The sequence below is a fragment of the Pseudomonas sp. 3MAES_34.3B genome, assembly GCF_058145875.1.
Genome location: NZ_CM176960.1, coordinates 956,030 through 979,962 on the forward strand (window position 1 = coordinate 956,030; position 23,933 = coordinate 979,962).

Below are 23,933 nucleotides of genomic sequence, written 5' to 3' on the forward strand. Positions count from 1 at the left end.
GCGTTTTTCCGCTTTTTGCCTGCATGCCTTAGAATGGCCGCCCGCCGTTTTCTCGAGATTTGCTTGATGCCTGCCGCGCCTGCTTCGCCCCTGCCCACCGACGACCCACGGGCGGCTTTCCTTGACCAGTTGCGCCTGGCGCTGAATGAAGGCCGCTGGGTGAAGTTGGTATTGGCGCGTCATGTGGGAGCGGAAGCGGAGCTGGAGCGCGTTACGGTCAAGCCGCTTACGGTAAAGGGGCAGCCACGGCTGGGTTTCGTGCTGCGCTACCGTACCCGCGATATCACCCGCCATCATGCGGTGGAAGAGGGCTTGGCCGAGATCGCATCGTCATTGCCCGAGCAGTTCCGCAACGCGCACCTGCAAACCACGGATGAAACCGTGCAGCTGGAATTCGGCAAGAAGGGCAAGGCTCGCCTGCACCGCGCCAAGGCCCAGCAACCGCAGCCAGCGGCCAGCGCCGAGCATGACCGCGCCAAGCAACGCTGGTTGGAGCTCGACCGGCCTTTCCTGGCCGCGTTGGGCGTAACTGACCGCCACGGCGCGTTGGTGCCGGCGATGTCGCGCAAGTGGAAGCAGATCAACAAGTTCATCGAGGTGTTCGCCCACGCGTTCACCCAGGCAGGGCTGGCAACGGATGCGGCCGTGCGGGTGGCGGACTTCGGTTCGGGCAAGGGTTACCTTACCTTCGCTATCCACGATTACCTGCGCCATGGGCTAGGCCGGGAGGCCTCGGTTACCGGAGTGGAGCTTCGCCAGGACATGGTCGACCTGTGCAACCAGGCGGCTGCCGAGCTGGATCACCCTGGGCTGACGTTCGAACATGGCGATGTGCGCACGGTGGTACCGGCCCGCATCGATGCGATGATTGCCCTGCATGCCTGCGATGTGGCCACCGACTATGCCATTCACACGGGCATTCGCAGCCAGGCGGCGATCATCATGTGTTCGCCGTGCTGCCACAAGGAACTGCGGCCGCAAATGCACAGCCCAGAGCCCTTGGGCCCGATGCTGCAGTTCGGCTTGCACATGGGCCAACAGGCCGAAATGCTGACCGACGGGCTGCGCGCCCTGTACCTGGAAGCCTGCGGCTATGAGACCAAGGTGTTCGAGTTCGTGTCGCTGGAACACACCAGCAAGAACAAGATGATCCTGGCAGTCAAGCGCTCGGCGCCCGGGGACGCGGCGCCACGCCTGGCACGCATTCAGGCCCTCAAGGCGTTCTACGGCGTGAACGAGCACTGCCTGGAACGCCTGCTGCAGGCCGATGGCTTGCTGCCTTCGAACTAACGCCGCGCCCGGGGCTTTTCCTGGGGGATGTTCAGCGAAGGGGCACCCAGCGGGTGGCTGGTGGCGTCGAAAAACTCCAGTGCCATGCGGTCACCGAACAGCTGCTGGTAGTGCTGCTTCTGGCTCAGAATCCACGGTTCACTAAGCGGGAAGATCGCTACGGCCATTTGCTCGACAGGCGCTGCGCGCAGGGCGGCCAGCAAGTGAGCGTCCTGCCGGCTGAGCTGGTGGCCGAACAGGCACATCGGGCCTTGATGGCTCGCCAGCGACGCCAGGCAATGGGTGAGGTAATCCGAACCCCGAATGCCGCGCAGTTTGTCCGCACTGGTGCCCTCGTTGACGAACAACGGCACGTCGCCGGGCGTATTGATCGCGAAGCCATCGAGCAACTCACTGCCCGCAGCCACACGCCGGCGAGTGGCACCGTCACGGTCCTTGAGCAGGTGCAGGCCACCGTGCAGGTAGAACAGCTGGTGCTCTCCAGTAGCGGGCCTGCGCGGATCGAACCCTGCGTCTACGTCCAATCCGTCGTCGAAGCCTTCTGGCGCTTCCCATACAGCCCAGTGGCACAACAGGTCGTAGTTGCTGGAGTAGATACGGCTGTACCCCCGCAACGCCTCATTGAGCGCAACACGCGTGGCCGCCGGCAACAGCCGCCAGGGCAGGTGCACGCTGCGCATCGCGTGGATAAGCGCTTCCTTGATCGCGTAATAACGGTTCAGCGGCCCGGAGGCGCCGATCGCCAGCGCCGCGTTCACCCGGGTGGTGGTGTTCAGCGCACTGAGCGCTTGCTCGAAGCTTTCGCTGCCCATGGCCTTGAACAAGGCCTGATCAGTCTGGCCCAACGGGCGGTTGCGCACTTTCTGCGCCAGTTCGAACAGTGAATCGTAGGCAAAGCCTCGCCAGATTGCCCGGCTGGCACCGTTGCCCAGCAGCAAGCCGGTGCAGTGCGAAGCCAGGCGGGTGTCTTTCCAGGCGGGGAGGGCGGCGGTGATGTCGTTTCGTTCCATAGGTGCAGCAATTCGGTTACCAAGGCTGGCGCGACTGTATCACGTTGGTGTCTGCGTTCACGGTTTTGGCCATGTCGTGGGCGTGCGGTTCGCTGTCGCGACTGTCATCTTGCCTGCAGGGCCGCTGCGCTATGCTGCGTTCAACCTTCAACTGTGGAAAAGGGGAAGCCTGTGAAGAGGGTCGCAATGCACCAGTGGACCACTGCAGTGTTATGCCTGGCGCTCGCCGCGCCGTCGGCGTTTGCCGCAGCGCCATCGCCCGAGGCGTTGGCTAAAAAGGCGGGTATTGCCTGGCCTGCCGTAATCGCCCATCGCGGCGCCAGCTATGACGCGCCAGAATCCACTCGGCCGGCTTATCTGGCTGCGAGGGACCTGGGCGCGGATTACCTGGAGATGGACCTGCAACGCACCAGCGATGGCCAGCTTGTGGCGTTCCACGACGATACCTTGCTGCGCACCACCGACGTGGCGGCGCGTTTTCCGGAGCGCCGCGAGCGGCCCATCAGCGCCTTCACCCTTTCCGAATTACGCGAGCTGGATGCCGGCAGCTGGTTCAATGTGGCCTACCCCGAGCGGGGGCGAGCGGGGTTTGCAGGGGCCAAGGTGATGACCCTCGATGAAATCATCGACATCGCCGACGCCGACCCCAACCACCGCACCGGCCTGTATATCGAAACCAAGGTGCCCAATCTTTACCCGGGGATCGAGGCAGACCTCAAGGCCAAACTCATCTCGCGTGGCTGGCTTACGCCTGCCGGAGAAGTCGCGCCCGGCCATCGCGTAGTGCTGCAAACCTTCGAGAAAGCCAGCCTGGAACTGCTGGCCAAGGAAATGCCAAAGGTGCCCAAGGTGCTGTTGCTGTGGGTAGGCGAGGGGAGCATCGAACCGGAATCCAAGGTGGCCTTCGCCGACTCCGGGATGAAGGATAAAGCGGCGTACTACGCCAGCCAGCGCCCGGCGAGCAAGGAAGAGTTCGCCAAGTGGGTGGACTTTGCCAAGGCGCAGGGTGCGGTGGCGACCGGCCCTTCCGCAGCCCTTACCCATGGTGGCGACCAAAGCTACATGGACTTGGTGCAGCCGTGGATGAACAAGCTCACCCATGCCAAGGGGCTGCTGGTACACGTGTACACCGTGGACGACCCAGTGGACTTCGAAAAGGTGAAAAAAGCGGGCGTGGACGGCGTGTTCACCAACCGAGCCGCTGAGCTGTTGAAGTTCGATGGCCGCCCTGCTGACCGCTCGGTGCAGGACATCCTCTCCGCCGAAGGTTACTGACCCGAAATGCCGTGCAGTTCGGCGATCCAGCGGCCGAGCGGCTCGGCATTGCGTTCGAGGGTATCGAGGGCATCTCGCACGCTTCCCGCGGTGGCGGCATCGTCACCGCGTACCTCGATCCACAGCGCCAGTTCCTCGATGGCCGCAGTCAGCGCGACCTGATTCTCGTAGATCTTCTCCAGTGCGTGATGCAGCGAATCCGGCATTGTCATTACTCCTTCGGCCTCGAAGTACAGACTCCCTGCGCGCAGGTTGGTGCCGTCGGCCTCCAGCAGTACGCCTGCCACCCCAAGGGAACCGATCGCCCTGTGGTGTACCTCTAAGGGTAACAAGCCTTTGCAATAACACTGGAGAACACCCATGCAGGTACAGGTCAACAGCAACCAGGTCACCGCCGGCGTAGGTCTGCACGATTGGGTAGGCAGTACGGTTGAAGACGCCCTGGAACGGTTCGACGATTTCCTGACCCGAGTGGAAATCCACGTCAGCGACGAAAACGCCGACAAGGCGGGCGCGCAGGACAAGCGCTGCCAGATTGAAGCACGGCCCAAGGGGCACTCGCCTATCTCCGTTACCCACAAGGCCGAAGCCCTGGACTTGGCAGTGCAAGGTGCCGCCGACAAGATGTGCCACGCCCTGGAACACCTGATGGGGCGCCTGGACGAGCCCGTGCTGTCCACCGGCCAAATCACCGCACCCGAAGTGCAGGAAGATTCCTCGGCGGAAGTGGACGCGATGCTGGAAGATGAATTCCTGGCCAAGCTTGAGGCGGCTGGGAAGGAGTAACCGCGGTATTGCGATGAGCGACAGCGGCCATCTGTAGGAAGCGGGCGTGAGCTCGCGAATGGCGATAGTAGATAATACGCGTGCTTCGCCCGCCCCACAGCGTCGCTGTCGCAACCAGCACAGCATGTTCCAAGAGAACGATTCTTGGGATGCAGTTAGCTTGGAACAAATGTCATGGGTCGAAATGGCCACAACAATCGAAAGGAAAAATAAGGAAGGGAAAATCTGGAGCGGGTGGAGGGAATCGAACCCTCACCTAGAGCTTGGGAAGCTACCGTTCTACCACTAAACTACACCCGCTTGAGGCTGTACTTTTTACCAGAAAGCCTTCGAAAAAAGAACTTCTTTTTTACCCGCGCAGCGAAACGGCCCGCGCGGCCCCTCCCGGGGCGGGCACTTGGGCGTGTTTCAAAGGCGGTGAGGCTGGCTAAAGCGCCAGCACTCGGCCTTCCGGTTGGGCGAACATGCTCTGGCGTTGCGGCCTGGCGCACAGGAAATCCAGTAGCGCGGTGCGGGTCGCTTCGCAGGCATGCTTGTGTTCCATATCAAGGAAGTGCCCCGCATCGGCGATCGCGCGGAAGCTGCAGCGCGGTACATGGTCAGCGAACAGTCTGGCATCTTCCACCGTGGTGTATTCATCCAGCTCGCCGTTGAGGAACATCACCGGTGCCTTGATTTCGCGTGCGCGATACAGCGCGTCCCCCAGGTTATGCGCCAGCACTTCCGTAACATGCCGGTCCATTTGAAGGTATTCATGCTCGGCCAGGCCGCACACGTATTTGTGGTTGAAGCGCTTGAACAGTGAAGGCAAGTGCTTACCGATGGTTTCGTTGATGAGCATGCCCAGTTCGCTGCGTGCGCAACTTTGAAGATGCTGCGTACCGCGCTCGAGATAATCACGCATCGCACCGTTCACCCTGGGCGAGAACGAACTGATAACCGCGCGCTCGATGGACGCAGGCCTGTGCGCCAGCGCCAACAAGGCGCAGGCACCACCCCAGGAAAACGACATGAGGTGTTCGGCATGAAAATGGTAGATAAGCTCGAGCAATATATGGCTTTCATCTTCCTTGCTGATCAGCCGATCAAACGTATTGTGGGGTTGTGAGCGCCCTGCATACGGTTGGTCATACAGCACCACGTTCATGTAGGGCTGCAAACTGCGCACGGTCTGGGCGAAGGAGGCGGTAGTGGCCAACGAACCGTTGATAAGGATAATCGTCGGCGCGTCGGCATCCGCGCGATAAAATTCCGTGTAAACCCGGTACTGTCCTTGGATATCCAATACAGCGATTTCTGGCCTCATAGTCGTCGACTCCTGGCAAAGAAACGGGTACTCGCGCAATCGACTTTGCACGGGGTTCATGACAGGTAGGCAATTGCCTTTGAAAGGGGCCCAGGTCGGTCAAGTAGCCGACGGCTGTTGTTATGGAGGGCAGGACCGATAGCGCGAGAAGTGCCGGCGCATGGCAATCGGTGGGTATTTCTAGGAGAGACAACCAATACTGGCCGGTCAGCCGGTGACCGCCTGAGGTGCAGTCAAGCAGGCATTGCCCTGTGCCGCAAAGCGATTCGGGCCCGGCGGTGAAGTTTTCAGCCGAGCGGTAGCGTGCAAATGTGACTTCAGGCGGGCGACGCGGACAGGCTTTCGAGCTCTGCGGGCGTCAAGGGCCGGGATTCGCCGGGTTGGAGGGTAGGGTCCAGGGCCAGTGGGCCCACGGCCAGGCGATGCAGGCGCGTCACTTTGTTCTGGAAATGCCCGAACATGCGCTTCACCTGGTGATAGCGCCCCTCCACCAACGTCAGGTGTGCCTGGCGCGAGCCCAGCACTGTCAATTGCGCCGGGCGGGTGGTGAGGTTTTCGTACGCGAAATACAGGCCTGCGGCAAACACCTCGGCGTAGTGCGCTTCGATCGGCTGTTCGGTTTCCACGTAATAGAGCTTTGGCAGCTTGCTGTCGGGCTGGGTAAGCCGCCGCGACCATTGCCCATCATTGGTGAGCAGCATCAAGCCTGTGGTGTTGTAGTCCAGGCGGCCGGCAAGGTGCAGGTCGGCGCGCTCATCATCAGGCAACAGATCAAGCACGGTTCGGTGTTCAGGGTCGGAGGTGGCGCTCACACAACCGGCCGGCTTGTGCAGCATCAGGTACCGCGCGGGGTAGCCCGGCTGCACCCGCTCGCCGCGCACCGTGACGCTATTGAACGGGCGAATATCCAGGCAAGGGTCCAGTACGGGCTGGCCGTCGACCAACACTTCGCCAAGGGCCAGGGCAAGGCGCGCCTGCTGGCGAGTGAACCCTGGCAGGTTGGTGACAAAGCGGTCAATCCGCATCGCCAGCCTCGGGCGGTACTGCGCGGTTTTCCAGCGAGGCCGTGGCGCACCGCTTGCACAGGCATACCGTGCCACGCGCCGCTTCAGGCAGCGCCGCTACGGCGCCTGGGTTGACCGTAACGCCGAAGCACCAGCAATCCGTGGCATTGCCGGTTGCCATTGCACAGGCATTGGCCGCGCCGCAGGCGGGGCAGGTGGAAGGGTCCGTCATGGCAGTCTCGAGAGGTAGCGACGTGGAGCAATAACGCTATTGTCGCACAGCCGGCCTTTTACGGAACGGCTGGGGCTCAGGCGGTGACGCGCAGGTTTTGCAACACGATCGGCCGCGCCCAGCCGGTATCGAAGTCGAACTCGCGCTGCTGATGAATGACGGTCTGTTCGTCGAACGGTACGTTCGGCGGCGGCAGCAGGTCGGCGTCGAATTCCGCGATGGGCAAGTACAGCGCGCGCGGTTTTGGTGCCGGGCCGGGTTCGGGCGCCGGCTTGCCATTGGCCATGACCAACGGGCGCCGCCAACCCATGTCCAGGTCCAGCTCGTACTGCATGGCCTGAACTTCTTCGAGCGGGTACGGCACGTTGGCTGGCGGCAGCAGGTCGGTATCGAATTCGGCGATCGGCAGGAACAGCGGCTTGGGCGGCTCGACCACCGTATCGGCGATTTCGCACTCGCGTTGTTCGTGTACCTGGCCCAGCCATTCGGTGGCCGCTGCTCCCTGACTCTCGGCGGAGGCAGGCACGGGAAGCGGTAGGGGAGCGCCTTCGCCGTCCACGGCTTCTGCGGCTTCGCCTTCAGCCTTCAACGCGCTGGCGAAAAAATCCTGCCACAGGTGACTCACCCCGCCCAGGGTCTGGGTATTGCGCCGGCTGTAGTTGCCAACCGGAGACAAATAACCAACAGGTGGGGAAATCAGATCGGTCATGGCGTTCAGTGGGCTGCGTGGCTCTGGCAAAATACCGGACACAGTGACTATCGGCCGCCAGCGGCAAAGATTTAACCCTTTCGAGTACACCCCATGCAAGAGCGACAGGCGGCATGCCGCATCCAGGTTACCGCGTTGGGCGAGGCCTACGTTTCCGCTGCAAAGGCCCTGGCCGCCACCCTCGGGCTGCCGCTGGCCCTGGATGATCCGGAATTTGCCTTGCAGGTAGGGCCCGCCGGCGTGCAGCTGCAACAGTTGGGCGCCGATGCTCCCGGGCCGGTGTGGGTCGATTTTCTACAGGGCGGCGCGGCGCACCGGCGGCAGTTCGGCGGCGGCAGCGGGCAAATGATCGCCAAGGCTGCGGGCTTGCAGCCAGGGGTGCGCCCCCATGTGCTCGATGCCACGGCAGGGCTGGGCCAGGATGCCTTCGTGCTGGCGACCCTGGGCTGCCGCATGGACCTGATCGAGCGCCAGCCCATCATCGCCCAGCTACTGCGCGATGGCCTGGAGCGCGCCCGTAGTGACGCCGAGGTGGCTGCGATCGTTGCCCGCATGACCCTGCACCACGGCAATGCGATCGAGCTGATGCGAAGCTGGCAAGGTGATACGCCCCAGGTGGTGTATCTGGACCCGATGTTCCCCCATCGGGAGAAGAGCGCGCTGGTGAAGAAGGAAATGCGCCTGTTCCGCCCCTTGGTGGGCGACGACCTGGACGCGCCGGCCTTGCTCGAAGCGGCCCTGGCGCTGGCTACCCACCGGGTGACGGTGAAGCGCCCGCGCAAGGCGCCGCCGATCGAAGGCCCTGCGCCTTCGTTTACTCTCGAAGGCAAGTCGAGCCGTTACGACATTTATGCCCGCAAATCCCTCAAGCCCTGACAGCCCCTAGAGGCTGCCGAACACCTTCTTCGCCAGGCTGGTAGCCGCGCCGGCAGGGTTCTTGCGCAGGTTCTGTTCCTGGCTGGCAATCACCTCGAACAGGCCATCCAGCGCCTTGTCGGTGACGTAGCCTTCGATGCTGCTCACCTTGGGGTCCGCGCCCAGGGTTGCGGCCTGGCCGGCGACCGCGTTGAATTTCTGCGCCAGGCCGATGCGGTCGGTGTTCTGCTTCACGATGGGCAGGAACTTGGCGCGGATCTGCTCCCGGCTGGTTTTGTCCAGGTATTGGGTGGCCGAATTGTTGCCACCGGCAAGAATGCCCTTGGCATCGGCGACGGTCATTTGCTTCACCGCATCCACCAGAATCGCCTGCGCCTGGGGCACTGCGGCTTCGGCGGCGGTGTTCATGCCGGTTTCCAGCGCCTCCACCTGCGGGCCCAGGCCAAACTGCTTGAGCATTTTGCTGGCTTTGCCCAGCTTGCCCGGCAGCTCGATGCGCACCTGCGGGTTGCTGCTGAAACCACCGGGCGTGCCCAATTGCTTCACGGCGATCTGGGCGCCCTGGCTGAGGGCGTCTTTCAAGCCACCACTGGCATCGGCCTGGGACAGGTCGCTGAGGGACAGCGCCGACGCCTGAACAGCCAGCAGCGCGCCGGCGAAGAGGGTAACGAGAGAGGCGGATCTACGGAACATGGCGGCACCTTATGGGCGGTGGAAGGGTCAACGGACCGGATCGAGCTTGATGCGCAGCGGCTGCGCGTCGCTGCCATCGAGTGCCACGGGGTACGCCTGGGTATTGATCCATAGCAGCTCTCCGGCCGCCTCGATGCGTGCAGTCAAAGCATAGCGGTGCCCGGGGGCAACAAGGCCACGATCGTAGCTCAATTCAAAGGAGATGGGCACCTGCGCCCCCGCGGCGCCGGTATACCGGGCCAATGGCCGGGCCGGCGCGTCAGCCAGCGACACGTCAGCCAGGGTAACGCTCAATACAGCCGTGGGCGGCAAGGCGATGCGCTGAAGGTAAAAGGCTTCGCCCTTGAGCACAGAGGCGGCTGGCCAGTGATGGCAACCGGCGAGTAACAGGGAAACGAACAAGGCGGCGAGGGTTTTCACAGGCAGCTCCAAAAAAGTATCGGGGCACTGTAACGGATCCCGCCCAGGGGCGCAGCGAGGGAACGTCCGAAGCGGGTCCGAAGCGGGTCCGAAGCGGGCGGCATTGCACCGCCCGCTGCACGCTTACGTGTCGTTGCGTTTCTCGTCGCTGGCGTGGAGTTGATCGGGCGCAATCTCCTCAGGGGCATCTGCCAGCAGCGCTTCGGGCACGGCGCCCGTGCCTTCCACTGCCAGATCTTCGTTGCGATGCAAGGTCACTTGGCGAATGGACAAGCGCACCTCTGCCGACAACACGCGCTTGGCCGCGCCTTCGGCCAGCTCGCCCAGGCCTTCCTGATAGCCCAGCTTGCCTTCTTCATTGCGATGAACCACGCCGGTGTCCACCAACGCCTGGATGAAGTGGCGGAACAGCGTTTTATCGAAGAACTCGGGCGCGTTCAGGCCATGCAGGATAGACAGCCGCTGCGCCATCACCGTGGCCAGGTCTTCCAGTGCTTCGGCGGTAAGCCCGTACTGGCCGTGGTTGAGCAACAGTGCGATAGCCATGTAGAAGCGCTGCAGGGTTTGAGTGATGCCACGCGCCAGCAGGGTTAGCAACACGAACTGCCGCGAACTCGGTGCCGGGCGCAGGTACGTGCCAGCTTCGTGACGCAGCAGGCCGTGGCTGACGAAGGCTTCCAGCCACTGGTCCATCACTGCATCCAACTCCTCTACCGACCAGCGAATGAACAGCTCGGCGCGCAGGTAGGGGTAGAGGGCCCTGGCGAAGCGCAGCACCTGTTCGCGGCTGATCCGCGCCGAACTGTGGAACAGGCTGGCGAGCAGTGCCGGCAGCGCGAACACATGCAGCACGTTGTTGCGGTAGTACGTCATGAGCACGGCGTTCTGCTCGTTGAGGTACAAAATGCGGCCCAAAGCGTCGGTTTGCTCGGCCACTAGCCCCATGCCCTTAACGTGGTCGATCAGCGCTTGGCCATCGCCCTCCGGCAAGGTGGTGTAAGGCGAGTAGGGCACCGAGCGCAGCAAGCCGAGGAACAGGTTCAGCACGCGCACCAGCGCGGTTTCGTCCAGCGCCTGCCGGGTGGTGGACAGCAGCGCCAGTGCCACCAGGTTTGCCGGGTTGATGGCGGCGGCTTCGTTGATGCTGCACGCTACTCGCTCGCCCAGGCGATTAGTGACGGGGTTGAGCCAGTCGGGCTTGAAGTCGGCGGCTGCGGGTTCCGCCCGCCAACCGGGCTGTTGAGCGTCGAGGAATTCGGTGAGTTTGATCGGTGGCCCGAAGTTCACCGACACCTGGCCAAAGCGCTGCTTGAGCGCGCCCAGCACTTTGAAGATGTCGAACAGCGACTCTTTCTTCTTGCTGGCCCCGCGAAGCTCGCCCAGGTAGGTCCTGCCCTCCAGAACACGCTCATAGCCGATATACACCGGCACGAACACAATGGGCGTGCGCGATGAGCGCAGGTAGCTGCGCAGGGTGATCGCCAGCATGCCCGTTTTAGGCCGCAGCATCCGGCCGGTGCGCGAACGCCCGCCTTCCACGAAGTACTCGACCGGGAACCCTTTGGTGAACAGGGTGTGGAGGTATTCGTTGAACACGGCGGTATAAAGGGGGTTGCCCTTGAACGTGCGGCGCATGAAGAACGCACCACCGCGGCGCAGCAGGCTGCCGATGACCGGCATGTTCAGGTTGATGCCCGCGGCGATATGCGGCGGGGTGAGGCCGTTGCGGAACAACAGGTACGAAAGCAACAGGTAGTCGATGTGGCTGCGATGGCACGGCACATAGATCACTTCGTGCCCGGGCGCCACTTCCTGCACCTGCTGGATCTGGCTGACCTTGATGCCGTCGTAGATCTTGTTCCAGAACCAGCTGAGCACCACTTCCAGGAAGCGGATAGCGGTGTAGGTGTAATCCGAAGCGATTTCGTTGCCGTAGCGCAGTGCCTGGGCTTCGGCGCGTTCCAGGGTCATCTTCTCCCGGGCGGCCTCTTCGGCAATGGCCTCGCGCACCAGCGGGGCGTGGATCAAGCCCTTGACCAGGTGGCGGCGGTGGGAGATATCCGGGCCGATCACCGCGGCTTTTTGCTGGCGGAAGTGAACCCGCAGCAGGCGCTGGGCCATGCGCACCGTCCGCTCCGGGCCTTTTCCCGCATCTACCAGGGTACGCAGGGAGACGGCCGGGGCGAATTGCACGCGGGTTTTACGGCCCAGGATCAGTACCGTGACCAGCCGGCGCAGGCGCCCTGTAACCGCCCAGCTGTCAGCGAACAACAGCTTCCAGGGGCTGGATTCGCTGTCCGGCGACAGCCCCCAGAACACGCTTACCGGAACGATCAAGGCGTCTTCGCCCGGGTTGCCGGCGCCGGCGGTGACTAGCCGCTGCAGCGTAGGTGGGGCTCCGCGCTTATCCTGTCGGCCCAGCCAGTCGGCGGCCGGCGTAAGGTAGAAATGCGCCTTGGACTCCACCGTTGTGCCAAGCGCAACGGGCAATACCGGCCGCGGCAACCCGAGGCGTTTGCATTCGTGGTCGACTACGGCAAGGTCTGTCGCGGCAGGGCTTTCCAGCACATACACAATAGGGCGGCTGCGGTCCAGGCCGGCGCCCACATTGGTATTGATGGTTTCCGAACGGACCCACAGGTAAAGGATCCGACGCAGTGCACTGGATACGACGCGGTGCAATACAGAGGAGGACATTCGGGCAGGCTCAGGTTAACGAGCGCCTAGTGTGACAGATCACGGCAGGAATGCCTCATGCGCCCCGTATCCCGATGGGATACGCAATCAGGTCCGCCAGGTAATTTCCTGCTCGCCCTCGGCACTCACCCGAATCCAGCGGTCGGCGTCTTCCTCGCCTTCCTCTTCCACCCAGCCACCCGGAGCGCAGCGCACTTCCACGCCAAGGGCGGCATGGGCGGCGCGGGCGCAGGCCAGGTCGTCGGCCCAGGGGGTGCGGTCGCTTTCCAGGAAGAGGCTGTTCCATTTGCCCACGGCCATGGGCACCCAAGTCACTGGGATGTTACCGGCCTGGCATTTCCACACCTGGCCCTTCTGCGCCCAGGCGGTGCAAGGGCCCAGCGCTTCGGTCAGCCAGGCGGTGATCGCCTTGTGGTTCACGTCGGCGTCCTTGAGGTAAATCTCGATATCCGGTTGCTGCATGCTCGGCTCGCTGGTGTGAAGGCTCATGGGGCTGCCGGGGCAGCGCCGCGCTCATTGACAAAATAATCGTATCGCATGGCGACCGTTACCACGAACGGGCCGGGGCGCTCGATCAAGGCGGTGCGACGCTCGGCGCTCGCCCGCCAGCCATGGGGCGTCATCGCCAGCAGGTTGGCGCGGCTGTCACCGGCGATCAAGCGCAACCGGTAGGTCAATACCTCGGAGTGGGCGAGCACCATGCCTTCTGGTGCCAGGGCCAGGTGCTTGTCGTCCACGTATTCGCGCACTTCATCGTACAGTTGCTCGCGCAATTCCATCAGGTGGTCGCGGGTGGGCCCCACTTTCATCAGCCCGCCGCCCGGGCGCAGCAGGCGGTGGGCTTCCTGCCAGTCCAGCGGGCTGAACACACTGGCAATGAAATCACAGGAGGCCGAAGCGAGTGGCACGCGGGCCATGCTCGCCACCAGCCACGTTACCTGCGGGGCGCGGCGGCAGGCACGCTTGACGGCCTCGCGGGAAATATCCAGCGCATAGCCTCCGGCACGCGCAAGGGCCTCGGCCAACTGAGCGGTGTAGTAGCCCTCGCCACAGCCGATATCCAGCCAATGCTTCGGCTGTCGCTCGCGGGCTAGTTCAGCCAGCCGCGCGGCAACGGGCGCATAGTGGCCCTCATCAAGAAAGCTCCGGCGGGCATCGACCATGGCCTGGTTATCACCTGGCGCCCGGCTGTTCTTGTGCTGCACGGGCAGCAGGTTCAAGTAACCCTGGCGCGCGCGGTCGAACCGGTGGCCGGCAGGGCAGGCCACACCGTTGTCGGCGGCCGAAAGCGGGGCGGAGCACAGCGGGCAGGTCAGCATCAGGCGAGCAGCTTCACGAGGGTGTGGTAGTAGATGTCGGTGAGCAGGTCCAGGTCGCTGGCCAGCACGCGCTCGTCCACCTGGTGAATAGTGGCGTTCACAGGCCCGAGCTCTACCACCTGAGTGCCCAGTGTGGCGATGAAGCGGCCATCACTGGTGCCGCCGCTGGTGGACGGCTGGGTATCGCGGCCAGTGACGTCCTTGATTGCGCTTGCCACCGCGCTCAGCAAGTCGCCGGGCTGGGTGAGGAACGGCAAGCCGGACAACGCCCAGTCGATGTGCCAGTCCAGCCCATGCTTGTCGAGGATGGCGCTTACGCGCTGCTGCAGGTCTTCAACCGTGCTCTCGGTGGAGAAGCGGAAGTTGAACACTACGGTCAGCTCACCCGGGATAACGTTGGTGGCCCCGGTGCCGCCGTTGATGTTGGAGATCTGGAAGCTGGTGGGCGGGAAGAACGCGTTGCCGTTGTCCCAGTGCTCGCTGGTAAGTTCGGCCAATGCCGGCGCCGCCAGGTGGATGGGGTTGCGCGCCAGGTGCGGGTAGGCCACGTGGCCCTGCTTGCCGCGTACCTTCAGGGTGGCCCCGAGCGAACCGCGGCGGCCGTTCTTCACGACGTCGCCTACCAGCGTGGTGCTGGATGGCTCACCCACAATGCACCAGTCCAACCGTTCATTGCGGGCGCGCAACCGCTCTACCACAGCCTTGGTACCATGGTGCGCAGGGCCTTCCTCATCGCTGGTGATCAGGAACGTGAGCGCGCCGCGGTGATCGGGGTAATCCTTCACGAACCGCTCCGCAGCCACCACCATCGCGGCCAGGCTGCCCTTCATGTCGGCGGCGCCGCGGCCACACAGCATGCCATCGGCGTCGATCAGGGCATCGAACGGTTTGTGCTGCCAGTCTTCGGCGGGGCCGGTGGGCACCACGTCGGTATGGCCGGCGAAGCACAGTACCGGGCCGTCCTGCTGGCCGTGGCGCGCCCAGAAGTTATCCACGTCTTCGATACGCATGGGCTCGAGCGCAAAGCCGGCAGCCGCCAGCCGCTGCATCATCATGCCTTGGCAGTCGGCGTCCAGCGGGGTGATCGAAGGGCGCCGGATCAGCTCGCAGGCCAGGGCAAGGGTGGGCGAAAGATCAGCGGCGGCCGTCATGGGTCACTCCGGGCAAGGCGGTAAAAAGGCTGCGTATGGTAAAGCAAAAATGCCTGCGGGGCGCGCCCGCTCAGGCGTCGCCCATCGCCACCTTCGCTGCCCGCCGCAGCCGTGGCGCGGCCGAGATCACCGCCATTCCCACCGCAGACAGGTACGGCAGCGATTGCACCAGCAACATCACCAGCCACCAGCGGGCATCTGAATTGGGCAACCCCTGGGCCAGGCAAATGCCAATGGCCGCGCCCCACAGCAGTACCAGCACGTAAAGTTCTTCACGGGCCTCACTCAGGGCCATGCTCACGCCATGCACCTGGGCGAGCTTGGGGGTGCGCACGAACGGCATGCTTTTGGTGAACAGCCCATACAGCACCGCCTTGCCGATGGTGTGCGACAGCGCCAGCCCGGCCACCGCCGCGCACAGCCCGCGGCGCAGCGGCAAGCCCATTGCGCGGCGGTACAGGAACAGTAGCTTACCCACCTTGAAGGCGAACAGCGCCAGCGGCGGAATGGCGAACACCAGCAGTGGTGGTTCCACACGGTTGGGCACGATGATCATCGCACCGGACCACAGCAAGGCGCCGAAGGTGAAGAAGATGTTCATGCCGTCGGCGATCCACGGCAGCCAACCGGCCACGAAGTGATAGCGCTGGCCCCGGCTCAGATGGCCTTCACGGCCCAGCAACAGCGCCCGCGCATGACGCTTGAGGATCTGCACGGCGCCGTAGGCCCAGCGTACGCGCTGTTTCTTGAAGGCGCTGAAGGTGTCGGGCATCAGGCCCTTGCCATAGCTGTGGGGATGGTACGCGGCGGACAACCCCTCCTCGAACACCCGCAGGCCCAGCTCGGCATCCTCGCAGATGCACCATTTGGCCCAGCCCAGGCGCTCCAGCACGCTGCGCCTGGTGAGGGTCATGGTGCCGTGCTGGATGATCGCGTCCCGATCGTTGCGGGTAATCATGCCGATCTGGAAAAACCCTTGATACTCCAGATGGCACAGCTGCTTGAACAGGCTGTCGTGGTGGTCACGGTAATCCTGCGGGCTTTGCACGATCGCGATTCGCGGGTCTGCGAAGTGCGGCACCATGTGTTTGAGCCAGCTGCTGTCCACGCAGTAGTCCGAGTCGATCACCGCCACCACTTCGGCGTCGCTCGCGGTCTGGGCCAGCAGGTAGTTCAGCGCGCCGCCCTTGAAGCCCCCCAGCGGGGCCACATGGAAGAACCGGAACCGCGGCCCGAGCGCGGCGCAACGGGCGGCCACTGGCTGCCACACGGCAGGGTCTTCGGTGTTGTTATCGATCACCAGCACTTCGAAGTCGGGGTAATCCAGGGCGGCCAGCGCGTCGAGGGTGGCGTTCACCATGGCTGGCGGCTCGTTGTAGCACGGCACGTGGATCGACACCTTGGGGCGATAGGCCTCATTGCCGGTCACCGGCTCGAACGAGCGCCGCCGCTTGCGTGTCCATACCGCTTCGGCCAGCTCATGGGCTTCAGTCAGCAACACGGTCGCCACGCCCATTACGCCCAGCGCCAGCAGGCAGCCAACGGTCAGGCTGAACCAGGTGCTGTACTGCTGGCTGTAGTCGTAGGCGATCCATACCAGCACCGAACCGCACAAGAACGCGATGAACGTCAGGAAGGCACGGCCGCGGTTGCGTAGGGCAGAGCCGTCGATAAGCAGCAAAGCCAGGGCCACCAGGGCCAGCACGGCAGAAGCGGTGGCCAGCAGGCGCCATTGGGGAATGGCCACCACCGGCCCGGTAAAATTGAACTTGGGTTGCCGCGCCGCGTTGAACACACCCCAGTACGCGCCAACCGCGCCTTCATCGCTGGCTTTCCAGGGCTGGTCGTAGGCTTCGATCACGAAGTAGTCATAGCCGCGGCGGTTGAGGGTGTTCACCAACTTGCGCAGGTAGATCGCCTGATCTGCCTGGCTGGCATCTGCCCCGCCCCGCATGCGGCCGTTGCTCGGCCAGCCGACCTCGGACAGCAACAGCTGCTTTTTCGGGAATTGCTGGCGTAACTCCTGGGCGCGCTCCAGCACAAACCGGCCGGCATCTTCCATCTTCACGAATTCCCAGTACGGCAGAATATGCGCGGCGATCAGGTCCACATGCGCGGCAAGCTCGGGGTGGTGATTCCAGATATGCCATTGTTCCGAGGTGGTGACTGGCACCTTCACAGCAGCACGCACCCGGTCCAGATAGCCGATCAATTGTTCGGGCGTGACCTCCTGACGAAACAGCGCCTCGTTGCCCACCACCACCCGCACTACGCTGCGGTACCGGGTGGCGAGCTCGATGCCAGTGGCGATCTCCTGTTCGTTGCGCGCCAGGTCGTTACCGATCCAGATCCCCAGGGTGACCTGCATTCCTGCTTCGTCGGCCAGGCGAGGTACGTCCGCCTGGCTGCCGGCCACCGAATACGTGCGCACGCTTTCGGTGTAATGGCTGAGCTGCTCCAGGTCCTGGCGGATCTCTTCATCGCTGGGGTAACTGTCCGCCTGCGGGTTCTGACCCAGGCGAAACGGGGAATACGAGAAGCCCGAAATCCGGTCTGGCCAGTCTGGCGCTGATACGGGCCGATTGATCAGTGCCCAGCACCCGATGAACAGTGCGGCAATCGCCATCACCGTGACCAGGTTCAGGCCCAACTTGCGGGTAGGCATTTGATGACAACGTCCTTGCAGTTCTTCAACAGCTGAAACCAGACGGCGCCGAAAGTTGCCCTACGGTGATGAATATCGGCTTTGGCTTCGCCCGGCCGCGACTGGCCGTATAATTGCCGCTCGCTTGACGAGGTATGGCAATGAGCAGTGATGATCCAAGGTTTGGCGGGGTAGCCCGCCTGTATGGCGCGGCGGGCCTGGCCCGGTTGCAGGCAGCGCACGTGGCGGTGGTAGGCGTGGGTGGGGTAGGGTCGTGGGTGGCGGAAGCACTGGCGCGCACGGGGATAGGCGAGATATCCCTGTTCGACATGGACGACGTGTGCGTGAGCAACACTAACCGGCAATCCCATGCGCTGGAGGGCAACGTAGGCCAGCCCAAGGTGGAAGTGCTGGCGCAGCGGCTGCGGGCGATCAACCCGGCGTGCACGGTGCATGCGGTGGTGGATTTCGTGACGAAGGAAAACCTGGCCGAATACCTGAACGACCGGCTTGATTACGTCGTGGACTGTATCGACAGCGTGAACGCCAAGGCGGCGGTGATTGCCTGGTGCAAGCGGCGCAAGCTGCCAATCGTGACCACGGGTGGGGCCGGTGGGCAGGTAGACCCTACACAGATTGGCATTGTGGACCTCAACCGTACCTGGAACGACCCACTTGCCTCGAAAGTGCGTTCGTTGCTGCGCAAGGATTACGGCTTCTCGCGCAATACCTCACGCAATTATGCCGTGCCCTGTGTGTTCTCCACGGAGCAGTTGCGCTATCCGGGCGCGGACGGCAGCGTGTGCACTACCAAAGCGTTCGTGGGGGAGGGCGTGAAGCTGGACTGCGCCGGTGGCTTTGGCGCGGTAATGATGGTGACTGCTACCTTCGGCATGGTCGCCGCCAGCCGAGTGGTGGACAAGCTGGTGGCCAAGGCAGAAACAGGTATCAAACAGCCAACGCCTTGATGCGCTGCAGCACCGCGTTCAACCCATTGCTGCGCGACGGGGTGAGTTGGCGTTGCAGCCCCAGGCTCGCAAACCACTGGCTGAGGTCCAGCTCGGCCAACGCTTGCGACTCCAGGCCGTTGGCCCGCACCAGCAAAAGTACCAGCAAGCCGCGCAGCAATCGTGCATCGGTGGCGGCCCGGAACTGCCAGGTGCCTTCCTGCCGTTCGCCCACCAGCCATACCTGGCTTTCGCAGCCGTGAACCCGGTTGGCGTCGTTACGCTCCTCCGGGGCCAGCGGTGCCAGGCGGTCGCCTTCCTGCATCAGCAAGCGCGCCCGGGCTTCCCAGGAGGCACAGGCGGCAAAGCGCTCCGCCACCTCGACGGCTTCGGGAGAAAGGTTCATCGCAGCAACTCCAGGGCGCGGTCCAGCGCTTCAAAAAAGCGCTGCAGGTCGGTTGAGTTGTTATACATCGCCAGCGACACCCGGATCGCGCCATTGAGCCCAAGGCGCTTGAACAGCGGCATTGCGCAATGGTGTCCCACCCGTACCGCGATGCCCTGGTCAGTGAGCAGATGAGCAAGGTCACCGTTGTGCACATCGCTCACCACAAAGCTGGCCAGGGCCGTGTCGGGTGCGCCAAGCACGCGAATGCCTTCACGGTCTCCCAGGCCACGCAGCAACTGCTGATGCAGCGTTCGCTCGTGGGCCAGTACGGCTTCTGTGTCCAGTGAGGCGAGCCAGTCCAAGGTAGCCCCCAGGCCAATCACGCCTGCAATGGGTGGGGTGCCTGCTTCAAAACCCAGGGGCGCCGGGTGAAAACTGGCCTGGTCGTAATCGGCCAAGTGCACCATTTCCCCGCCGAACTGCCAGTGCTGCAGCCTGCCCAGCGCTTCACTGCGACCGTAAAGCACGCCCACGCCGTCGGGCCCGTAAAGCTTGTGGCTGGAAAATACATAAAAGTCGCACCCCAGCGTGGCGACGTTCTGGCGGCCATGCACAACGCCCTGCGCGCCATCGACCACCGAAAGCGCGCCATGCTGCCGCGCCAGGGCGAGCAACGGAGCCAGCGGCTGCTGGGTGCCCAGTACATTGGACAGCTGAGTAACGGCCAGAATGCGCGTGCGCGGCCCGATCAGCGCGCCGGCCTCGTTGAGGTCAATTCGCCCCTGGGCATCGGCGGGCAGCACCACCAGCCGGGCATTGCGGCGCAGGGCCAGTTGTTGCCAGGGCAGCAGGTTCGCGTGGTGCTCCAAGGCGCTTACGGCGATCTCGTCACCGCTGCCGATCAGGTGTTCCAGGCCGTAGGCCAGCAGGTTCAGTGCCGACGTAGCGCCGTGGGTGAAGATCACCTGGGCAGGCGCGCCGGCATGCAGCCACTGCGCAACCTTCTCGCGGCACTCCTCGAACGCCTGGGTGGCGAGCGCGCCTGGCAAATGTTGCGCGCGATGCACGTTGGCGGCACCGTGCGCGTAATAGTGGGTCAGCGCATCCAGCATCGCCTGCGGCTTCTGCGAAGTGGCGGCGCTGTCCAGGTAGGTTTGCTGTTGCCGCTCGAGCGCGGCGACCGCGGGAAAATCCCCCCGCCAGGGAGAAGGCTCGGACATGCTCGGGACCCTGGCGCCGGGGCGGCGGATCTGGCCGCCCCGGTCGCAGTCATCAGTTGTGGGCGTGCAACGCTTCGTTAAGCTCGATGGCCGACTTGTGCGTCTTGCATTCGACCGCGCCGGTTTCGGAATTGCGGCGGAACAACAGGTCGTTCTGGCCCGCCAGTTCGCGTGCCTTCACCACTTTCACCAACTGGTTGGCTTCATCGAGCAGCGCAACCTTGGTGCCGGCGGTGATGTACAGGCCAGCTTCCACGGTGTTGCGGTCGCCCAAGGGAATGCCGATACCGGCATTGGCGCCGATCAGGCAACCTTCGCCTACCTTGATCACGATGTTGCCGCCACCGGAGAGGGTACCCATGGTGGAGCAGCCGCCGCCCAGGTCCGAACCCTTGGCCACGAATACGCCGGCCGATACACGGCCTTCGATCATGCCCGGGCCTTCGGTGCCAGCGTTAAAGTTCACGAAGCCTTCGTGCATGATGGTGGTGCCTTCGCCGATGTAGGCGCCCAGGCGTACCCGTGCCGAGTCCGCGATGCGTACACCGGCCGGCACCACGTAGTCGGTCATCTTCGGGAACTTGTCCACCGAGAACACTTCCAGCAGCTTGCCCTTCAGGCGTGCTTCAAGCTGGCGCTCGGAGAGTTCGGCGAGGTCGACAGCGCCCTGGCTGGTCCAGGCGACGTTCGGCAGCAGCGGGAAGATACCCGCCAGGTTCAGGCCATGGGGCCGTGCGAGGCGGTGGGACAGCAGGTGCAGCTTGAGGTACGCCTCGGGCGTGGAAGTGAGCGCCGCGTCCTCGGCCAGCAGCGTGGCAACCAGCGGCTTCTGGCTTTCGGCCAGGCGGGTCAGCAGGGCAGCTTGGGCCGGGTCGATCGCTTTCAGCGCTTCGGCCAGTTGCGAAGCCTGGGTGCTGTTGAAAGTGATTGCCTGGTTGCCGCCGGTGTAGCCCAGCGGCCCACTGATGGCATTGACCAGCGCTTCGGATGGGGAAACCAGTGGCTGGGCGTAGAAAACTTCCAGCCAGGTGCCCTGGCGGTTCTGGGTGCCAACGCCAAAGGCCAGGCTGAACAGTGTGCTAGACATGCGGTGTTCCTCTTGAAGGGCAGGGCCGGCTGATCAGCTCAGGGCCGCTGCGTAGTGGTCTGGCTTGAAACCCACGAGGGTTCGGTCGCCGAGGTCGAGTACCGGACGCTTGATCATCGAGGGCTGGGCCAGCATCAACTCGATGGCTTTGGCCTGATCCAGGCCCGCCTTGTCGGTGTCCGGTAATTTGCGGAAGGTGGTACCCGCGCGGTTGAGCACGGTTTCCCAGCCATGGGCTTCGCACCAGCGCTGCAGGTGCTCGCGGTCGATGCCTTGGGCCTTGTAGTCATGGAAGCTGTAGGCGATGCCATGTTCATCCAGCCAGCCGCGGGCCTTTTTCATGGTGTCGCACGCCTTGATGCCGAAAAGTGTGTAAGCCATGTGCGTGAAGCGGCGGCCCGGCGGGCCCCTGCCTGTGCTCCGGAAATGAAAGGTCGTGAATTATGCGGCATCGCTACCGTCCGCGCCATGACTGTGTGGTCGCAGGGGAGCGCCCACTTCAAGTAACAACGGCGATGCCGGGAAATGATTTCGAATTGGTTACACTTTGAAGTTGATGTTGTAGAAGCCTGCATGGTATTCGCGCGTGATTCTATGTTCGCGCGCGCCATGTAGTAACTTTGCTGTGTTTAGTTGCTGAATTTTAATTTATTAGTGCGATAGGGTCTTTCAATTACAGGTTAACAAGTTTCGATCTCTAGGATTGCACCCCAGCCACCGCAGTGGCTGTTCAGCATAATAAATCCGAGAGGGATAGCATGAAACTTACCAGCCTGAGTGGCCAGGCGCTGGGCGTTGTTGCCTTTGGCGCGCTGACCATGACTTCGGCATTTGCCAGCACCTTGACCCGCGACAACGGCGCGGCGGTGGGTGATAACCAGAACTCCCAGACGGCCGGCCCCAATGGCCCCGCTGTGTTGCAGGACGTTCAACTGATCCAGAAGCTGCAGCGGTTTGACCGCGAACGCATTCCGGAGCGAGTGGTTCATGCTCGTGGCACGGGTGCCAAGGGCGAGTTCACCGCCACCGAAGACCTCAGCGACCTCACTCGCGCCAAGGTATTCAAGGCCGGGGAGCATACGCCGGTGTTCGTGCGGTTCTCCGCGGTGGTACACGGCAATCACTCACCCGAAACCCTGCGCGATCCGCGCGGGTTCGCTACCAAGTTTTATACCGCCGACGGCAACTGGGACTTGGTAGGCAACAATTTCCCTACGTTCTTCATCCGTGACGCGATCAAGTTCCCGGACATGGTGCATGCGTTCAAGCCTGACCCGCGCACCAACCTGGACGACGATTCCCGCCGCTTTGATTTCTTCCCTCATGTGCCGGAGGCTACGCGTACGCTTACCCTGTTGTACTCCAATGAAGGCACGCCTGCGGGCTATCGCTTCATGGACGGCAATAGCGTACACGCCTACAAGTTGGTCAATGCCAAGGGTGAAGTTCACTACGTAAAGTTCCACTGGAAAAGCCTTCAAGGCTTGAAGAACCTGGACCCGGCCGAAGTGGCGAAAGTGCAGGCCAAAGACTACAGCCACATGACCCACGACCTGGTACAAGCCATTGGCAAGGGCGACTTCCCGAAGTGGGACCTGTATATCCAGGTGCTTAAACCGGAAGACTTGGCGAAGTTTGCCTTCGACCCGCTTGACGCGACGAAGATCTGGCCTGACGTGCCCGAGCGCAAGATCGGCCAGATGGTACTGAACAAGAACGTGGATAACTTCTTCCAGGAAACCGAGCAGGTGGCCATGGCGCCGGCCAACGTGGTGCCGGGCATCGAACCGTCCGAGGACCGCCTGCTGCAGGGCCGGGTCTTTGCCTATGCCGATACTCAGCTGTATCGCGTTGGCACCAATGGCTTGAGCCTGCCGGTAAACCGCCCACGTGTTGAAGTAAACAATGGCAACCAGGACGGCGCCATGAACGGTGGCCATACCACCACTGGCGTGAACTACGAGCCAAGCCGCTTGAACCCCCGGGAATCGGATGAAGGCGCCCGCTACAGCCAACTGCCGCTTACCGGCACCACCCAGCAGGCGAAGATCCAGCGCGAGCAGAACTTCAAACAAGCGGGTGACCTGTACCGCTCGTATAGCCAAAAGGACCGCCAGGACCTGATCCAGAGCTTCGGTGAATCGCTCGCGACCACCGATGCGGAAAGCAAGAACATCATGCTTTCCTTCCTCTACAAGGCAGACCCTGAGTACGGCACCGGCGTGACCAAGGTGGCCAAGGGTGACCTGGCCAAAGTGAAGGCGCTCGCCGCCCAGCTGCAGGACTGATCCCGTTCAGGCCCATGTCGTTCGCGGCATGGGCCTTTGCGCAGTGGAAATGACATGAGAAGATTTTTTTTGATGCTGCTGCTTACAGGCCTCATAGGCCCAGCGGTGGCTGCCCCAGCCGTACCCGATACCCAGGCTCAGTTACGAACCTTGTTCTTCGAAGCGGCGCGGGAAGGCAATGGCGATATGCTGGGTGCGTTCATCGACGCGCACTTCGATCTGAATATCCATGATGAGAAGGGCTACACCGGGCTGATCCTGGCGGCCTACCACGGCCACCAAGGCGCCGTGGAGCAACTGTTGGCGGCGGGTGCCGACCCTTGCGCTCAGGATGCGCGAGGCAATACCGCCCTGATGGGCGCGATCTTCAAAGGGGAGTTGACCATTGCGCAACGGCTAATTGCGGCGGACTGCTCCCCTGACCAACGTAACCGCAGCGGGCAAACCGCCGCCATGTACGCGGCGCTGTTCCAGCGCCAGGACATTCTTGCGGCGCTGGCGGCAAGGGGCGCAAACCTGGACGCGAAGGACGCGTTGGGCAACGACGTCCATTCGCTGGCCAAAGGCGAGTTTCAGCCGCTGCCGTAAGGC

At 63.2% G+C, this 23,933-nt stretch carries 24 protein-coding genes and 1 tRNA gene; 7 read left to right on the forward strand and 18 right to left on the reverse strand.

Annotation, left to right across the window (positions count from 1 at the left end; translation table 11 throughout):
* The first annotated feature begins 66 nt into the window (after positions 1-66).
* Entirely contained in the window at positions 67-1,290 is a 1,224-nt protein-coding gene (locus AC3Z8Y_RS04250) for a class I SAM-dependent methyltransferase (RefSeq protein WP_490088595.1), read from the forward strand.
* On the opposite strand, the gene AC3Z8Y_RS04255 is transcribed toward AC3Z8Y_RS04250, so the two are convergent.
* A complete protein-coding gene (locus AC3Z8Y_RS04255; protein ID WP_490088596.1) occupies positions 1,287-2,300 on the reverse strand; it encodes a DUF4917 family protein in 1,014 nt (337 codons plus the stop codon). The genes AC3Z8Y_RS04250 and AC3Z8Y_RS04255 overlap by 4 nt on opposite strands.
* A 186-nt stretch (positions 2,301-2,486) precedes the next feature.
* On the opposite strand from AC3Z8Y_RS04255, the gene AC3Z8Y_RS04260 reads away from it, so the two are divergent.
* Complete coding sequence (locus AC3Z8Y_RS04260) at positions 2,487-3,575, forward strand: glycerophosphodiester phosphodiesterase (RefSeq protein ID WP_490088597.1); 1,089 nt, start codon at positions 2,487-2,489, stop codon at positions 3,573-3,575.
* Here the strand turns inward: AC3Z8Y_RS04260 and AC3Z8Y_RS04265 are convergent.
* A complete protein-coding gene (locus AC3Z8Y_RS04265; RefSeq protein ID WP_490088598.1) occupies positions 3,569-3,787 on the reverse strand; it encodes a hypothetical protein in 219 nt (72 codons plus the stop codon). The genes AC3Z8Y_RS04260 and AC3Z8Y_RS04265 overlap by 7 nt on opposite strands.
* A 148-nt stretch (positions 3,788-3,935) precedes the next feature.
* Between AC3Z8Y_RS04265 and AC3Z8Y_RS04270 the strand changes: the two genes are divergently transcribed.
* Positions 3,936-4,361 (forward strand): HPF/RaiA family ribosome-associated protein, encoded by a 426-nt coding sequence (locus tag AC3Z8Y_RS04270; RefSeq protein ID WP_225775134.1) that lies wholly within the window; start codon positions 3,936-3,938, stop codon positions 4,359-4,361.
* A 226-nt stretch (positions 4,362-4,587) separates the two neighbouring features.
* On the opposite strand, the gene AC3Z8Y_RS04275 is transcribed toward AC3Z8Y_RS04270, so the two are convergent.
* From AC3Z8Y_RS04275 to AC3Z8Y_RS04295, 5 genes are all read right to left on the reverse strand, one after another.
* Positions 4,588-4,661, reverse strand: a tRNA-Gly gene (locus AC3Z8Y_RS04275).
* Positions 4,662-4,788: 127 nt separating this feature from the next.
* A complete protein-coding gene (locus tag AC3Z8Y_RS04280) occupies positions 4,789-5,667 on the reverse strand; it encodes an alpha/beta fold hydrolase (RefSeq protein WP_490088599.1) in 879 nt (292 codons plus the stop codon).
* 317 nt (positions 5,668-5,984) lie between these two features.
* Entirely contained in the window at positions 5,985-6,692 is a 708-nt protein-coding gene (locus tag AC3Z8Y_RS04285; protein WP_490088600.1) for a pseudouridine synthase, read from the reverse strand.
* Positions 6,682-6,903 (reverse strand): cysteine-rich CWC family protein, encoded by a 222-nt coding sequence (locus AC3Z8Y_RS04290; protein ID WP_490088601.1) that lies wholly within the window; start codon positions 6,901-6,903, stop codon positions 6,682-6,684. The genes AC3Z8Y_RS04285 and AC3Z8Y_RS04290 overlap by 11 nt, the downstream gene beginning before the upstream one ends.
* A 76-nt stretch (positions 6,904-6,979) precedes the next feature.
* On the reverse strand, positions 6,980-7,612 hold the full coding sequence (locus tag AC3Z8Y_RS04295) for an energy transducer TonB (protein WP_490088602.1): 633 nt from the start codon (positions 7,610-7,612) through the stop codon (positions 6,980-6,982).
* 93 nt (positions 7,613-7,705) lie between these two features.
* On the opposite strand from AC3Z8Y_RS04295, the gene AC3Z8Y_RS04300 reads away from it, so the two are divergent.
* Positions 7,706-8,488, forward strand: a complete 783-nt coding sequence (locus AC3Z8Y_RS04300; protein ID WP_490088603.1) for a class I SAM-dependent methyltransferase — start codon at positions 7,706-7,708, stop codon at positions 8,486-8,488.
* Between the two features lie 6 nt (positions 8,489-8,494).
* Here AC3Z8Y_RS04300 and AC3Z8Y_RS04305 read toward each other — a convergent pair whose 3' ends face one another.
* The 7 genes from AC3Z8Y_RS04305 to AC3Z8Y_RS04335 form a co-directional block, all read right to left on the reverse strand.
* A complete protein-coding gene (locus AC3Z8Y_RS04305; protein WP_181118145.1) occupies positions 8,495-9,181 on the reverse strand; it encodes a DUF4197 domain-containing protein in 687 nt (228 codons plus the stop codon).
* 27 nt (positions 9,182-9,208) lie between these two features.
* Entirely contained in the window at positions 9,209-9,601 is a 393-nt protein-coding gene (locus tag AC3Z8Y_RS04310) for a YbaY family lipoprotein (RefSeq protein ID WP_490088604.1), read from the reverse strand.
* A 123-nt stretch (positions 9,602-9,724) separates the two neighbouring features.
* Entirely contained in the window at positions 9,725-12,298 is a 2,574-nt protein-coding gene (plsB, locus tag AC3Z8Y_RS04315) for a glycerol-3-phosphate 1-O-acyltransferase PlsB (RefSeq protein ID WP_490088605.1), read from the reverse strand.
* A gap of 87 nt (positions 12,299-12,385) precedes the next feature.
* A complete protein-coding gene (locus AC3Z8Y_RS04320) occupies positions 12,386-12,760 on the reverse strand; it encodes a hypothetical protein (protein WP_490089928.1) in 375 nt (124 codons plus the stop codon).
* A 23-nt stretch (positions 12,761-12,783) separates the two neighbouring features.
* Positions 12,784-13,617, reverse strand: coding sequence for a putative RNA methyltransferase (locus AC3Z8Y_RS04325; protein WP_490088606.1), 834 nt, complete (start codon positions 13,615-13,617; stop codon positions 12,784-12,786).
* Positions 13,617-14,768: a succinyl-diaminopimelate desuccinylase gene (gene dapE / locus AC3Z8Y_RS04330; RefSeq protein ID WP_490088607.1), complete on the reverse strand. Its 1,152-nt coding sequence runs from the start codon at positions 14,766-14,768 to the stop codon at positions 13,617-13,619. Before dapE ends, AC3Z8Y_RS04325 begins: the two co-directional genes overlap by 1 nt.
* Before the next feature lie 70 nt (positions 14,769-14,838).
* Positions 14,839-17,433 (reverse strand): glycosyltransferase, encoded by a 2,595-nt coding sequence (locus AC3Z8Y_RS04335; protein ID WP_490088608.1) that lies wholly within the window; start codon positions 17,431-17,433, stop codon positions 14,839-14,841.
* Between the two features lie 134 nt (positions 17,434-17,567).
* Between AC3Z8Y_RS04335 and tcdA the strand changes: the two genes are divergently transcribed.
* Positions 17,568-18,380 carry a tRNA cyclic N6-threonylcarbamoyladenosine(37) synthase TcdA gene (tcdA, locus tag AC3Z8Y_RS04340; protein WP_490088609.1) on the forward strand — a complete coding sequence of 271 codons (813 nt, stop codon included), beginning with the start codon at positions 17,568-17,570 and terminating at the stop codon, positions 18,378-18,380.
* On the opposite strand, the gene AC3Z8Y_RS04345 is transcribed toward tcdA, so the two are convergent.
* From AC3Z8Y_RS04345 to AC3Z8Y_RS04360, 4 genes are read right to left on the reverse strand one after another with little or no spacing between them, the layout of a single operon-like run.
* Positions 18,361-18,765, reverse strand: a complete 405-nt coding sequence (locus tag AC3Z8Y_RS04345; RefSeq protein ID WP_490088610.1) for a SufE family protein — start codon at positions 18,763-18,765, stop codon at positions 18,361-18,363. The genes tcdA and AC3Z8Y_RS04345 overlap by 20 nt on opposite strands.
* Positions 18,762-19,967: an aminotransferase class V-fold PLP-dependent enzyme gene (locus tag AC3Z8Y_RS04350; RefSeq protein WP_490088611.1), complete on the reverse strand. Its 1,206-nt coding sequence runs from the start codon at positions 19,965-19,967 to the stop codon at positions 18,762-18,764. Before AC3Z8Y_RS04350 ends, AC3Z8Y_RS04345 begins: the two co-directional genes overlap by 4 nt.
* 52 nt (positions 19,968-20,019) lie before the next feature.
* Positions 20,020-21,054, reverse strand: a complete 1,035-nt coding sequence (dapD, locus tag AC3Z8Y_RS04355; RefSeq protein WP_490088612.1) for a 2,3,4,5-tetrahydropyridine-2,6-dicarboxylate N-succinyltransferase — start codon at positions 21,052-21,054, stop codon at positions 20,020-20,022.
* A gap of 33 nt (positions 21,055-21,087) precedes the next feature.
* Positions 21,088-21,435, reverse strand: coding sequence for an ArsC family reductase (locus AC3Z8Y_RS04360; protein ID WP_490088613.1), 348 nt, complete (start codon positions 21,433-21,435; stop codon positions 21,088-21,090).
* Between the two features lie 437 nt (positions 21,436-21,872).
* Here AC3Z8Y_RS04360 and katB point away from each other — a divergent pair, with 437 nt between their 5' ends.
* Both katB and AC3Z8Y_RS04370 read left to right on the forward strand, forming a co-directional pair.
* Entirely contained in the window at positions 21,873-23,342 is a 1,470-nt protein-coding gene (gene katB, locus AC3Z8Y_RS04365; protein WP_490089929.1) for a catalase KatB, read from the forward strand.
* Between the two features lie 54 nt (positions 23,343-23,396).
* On the forward strand, positions 23,397-23,930 hold the full coding sequence (locus AC3Z8Y_RS04370) for an ankyrin repeat domain-containing protein (RefSeq protein ID WP_490088614.1): 534 nt from the start codon (positions 23,397-23,399) through the stop codon (positions 23,928-23,930).
* Positions 23,931-23,933 lie beyond the last annotated feature (3 nt).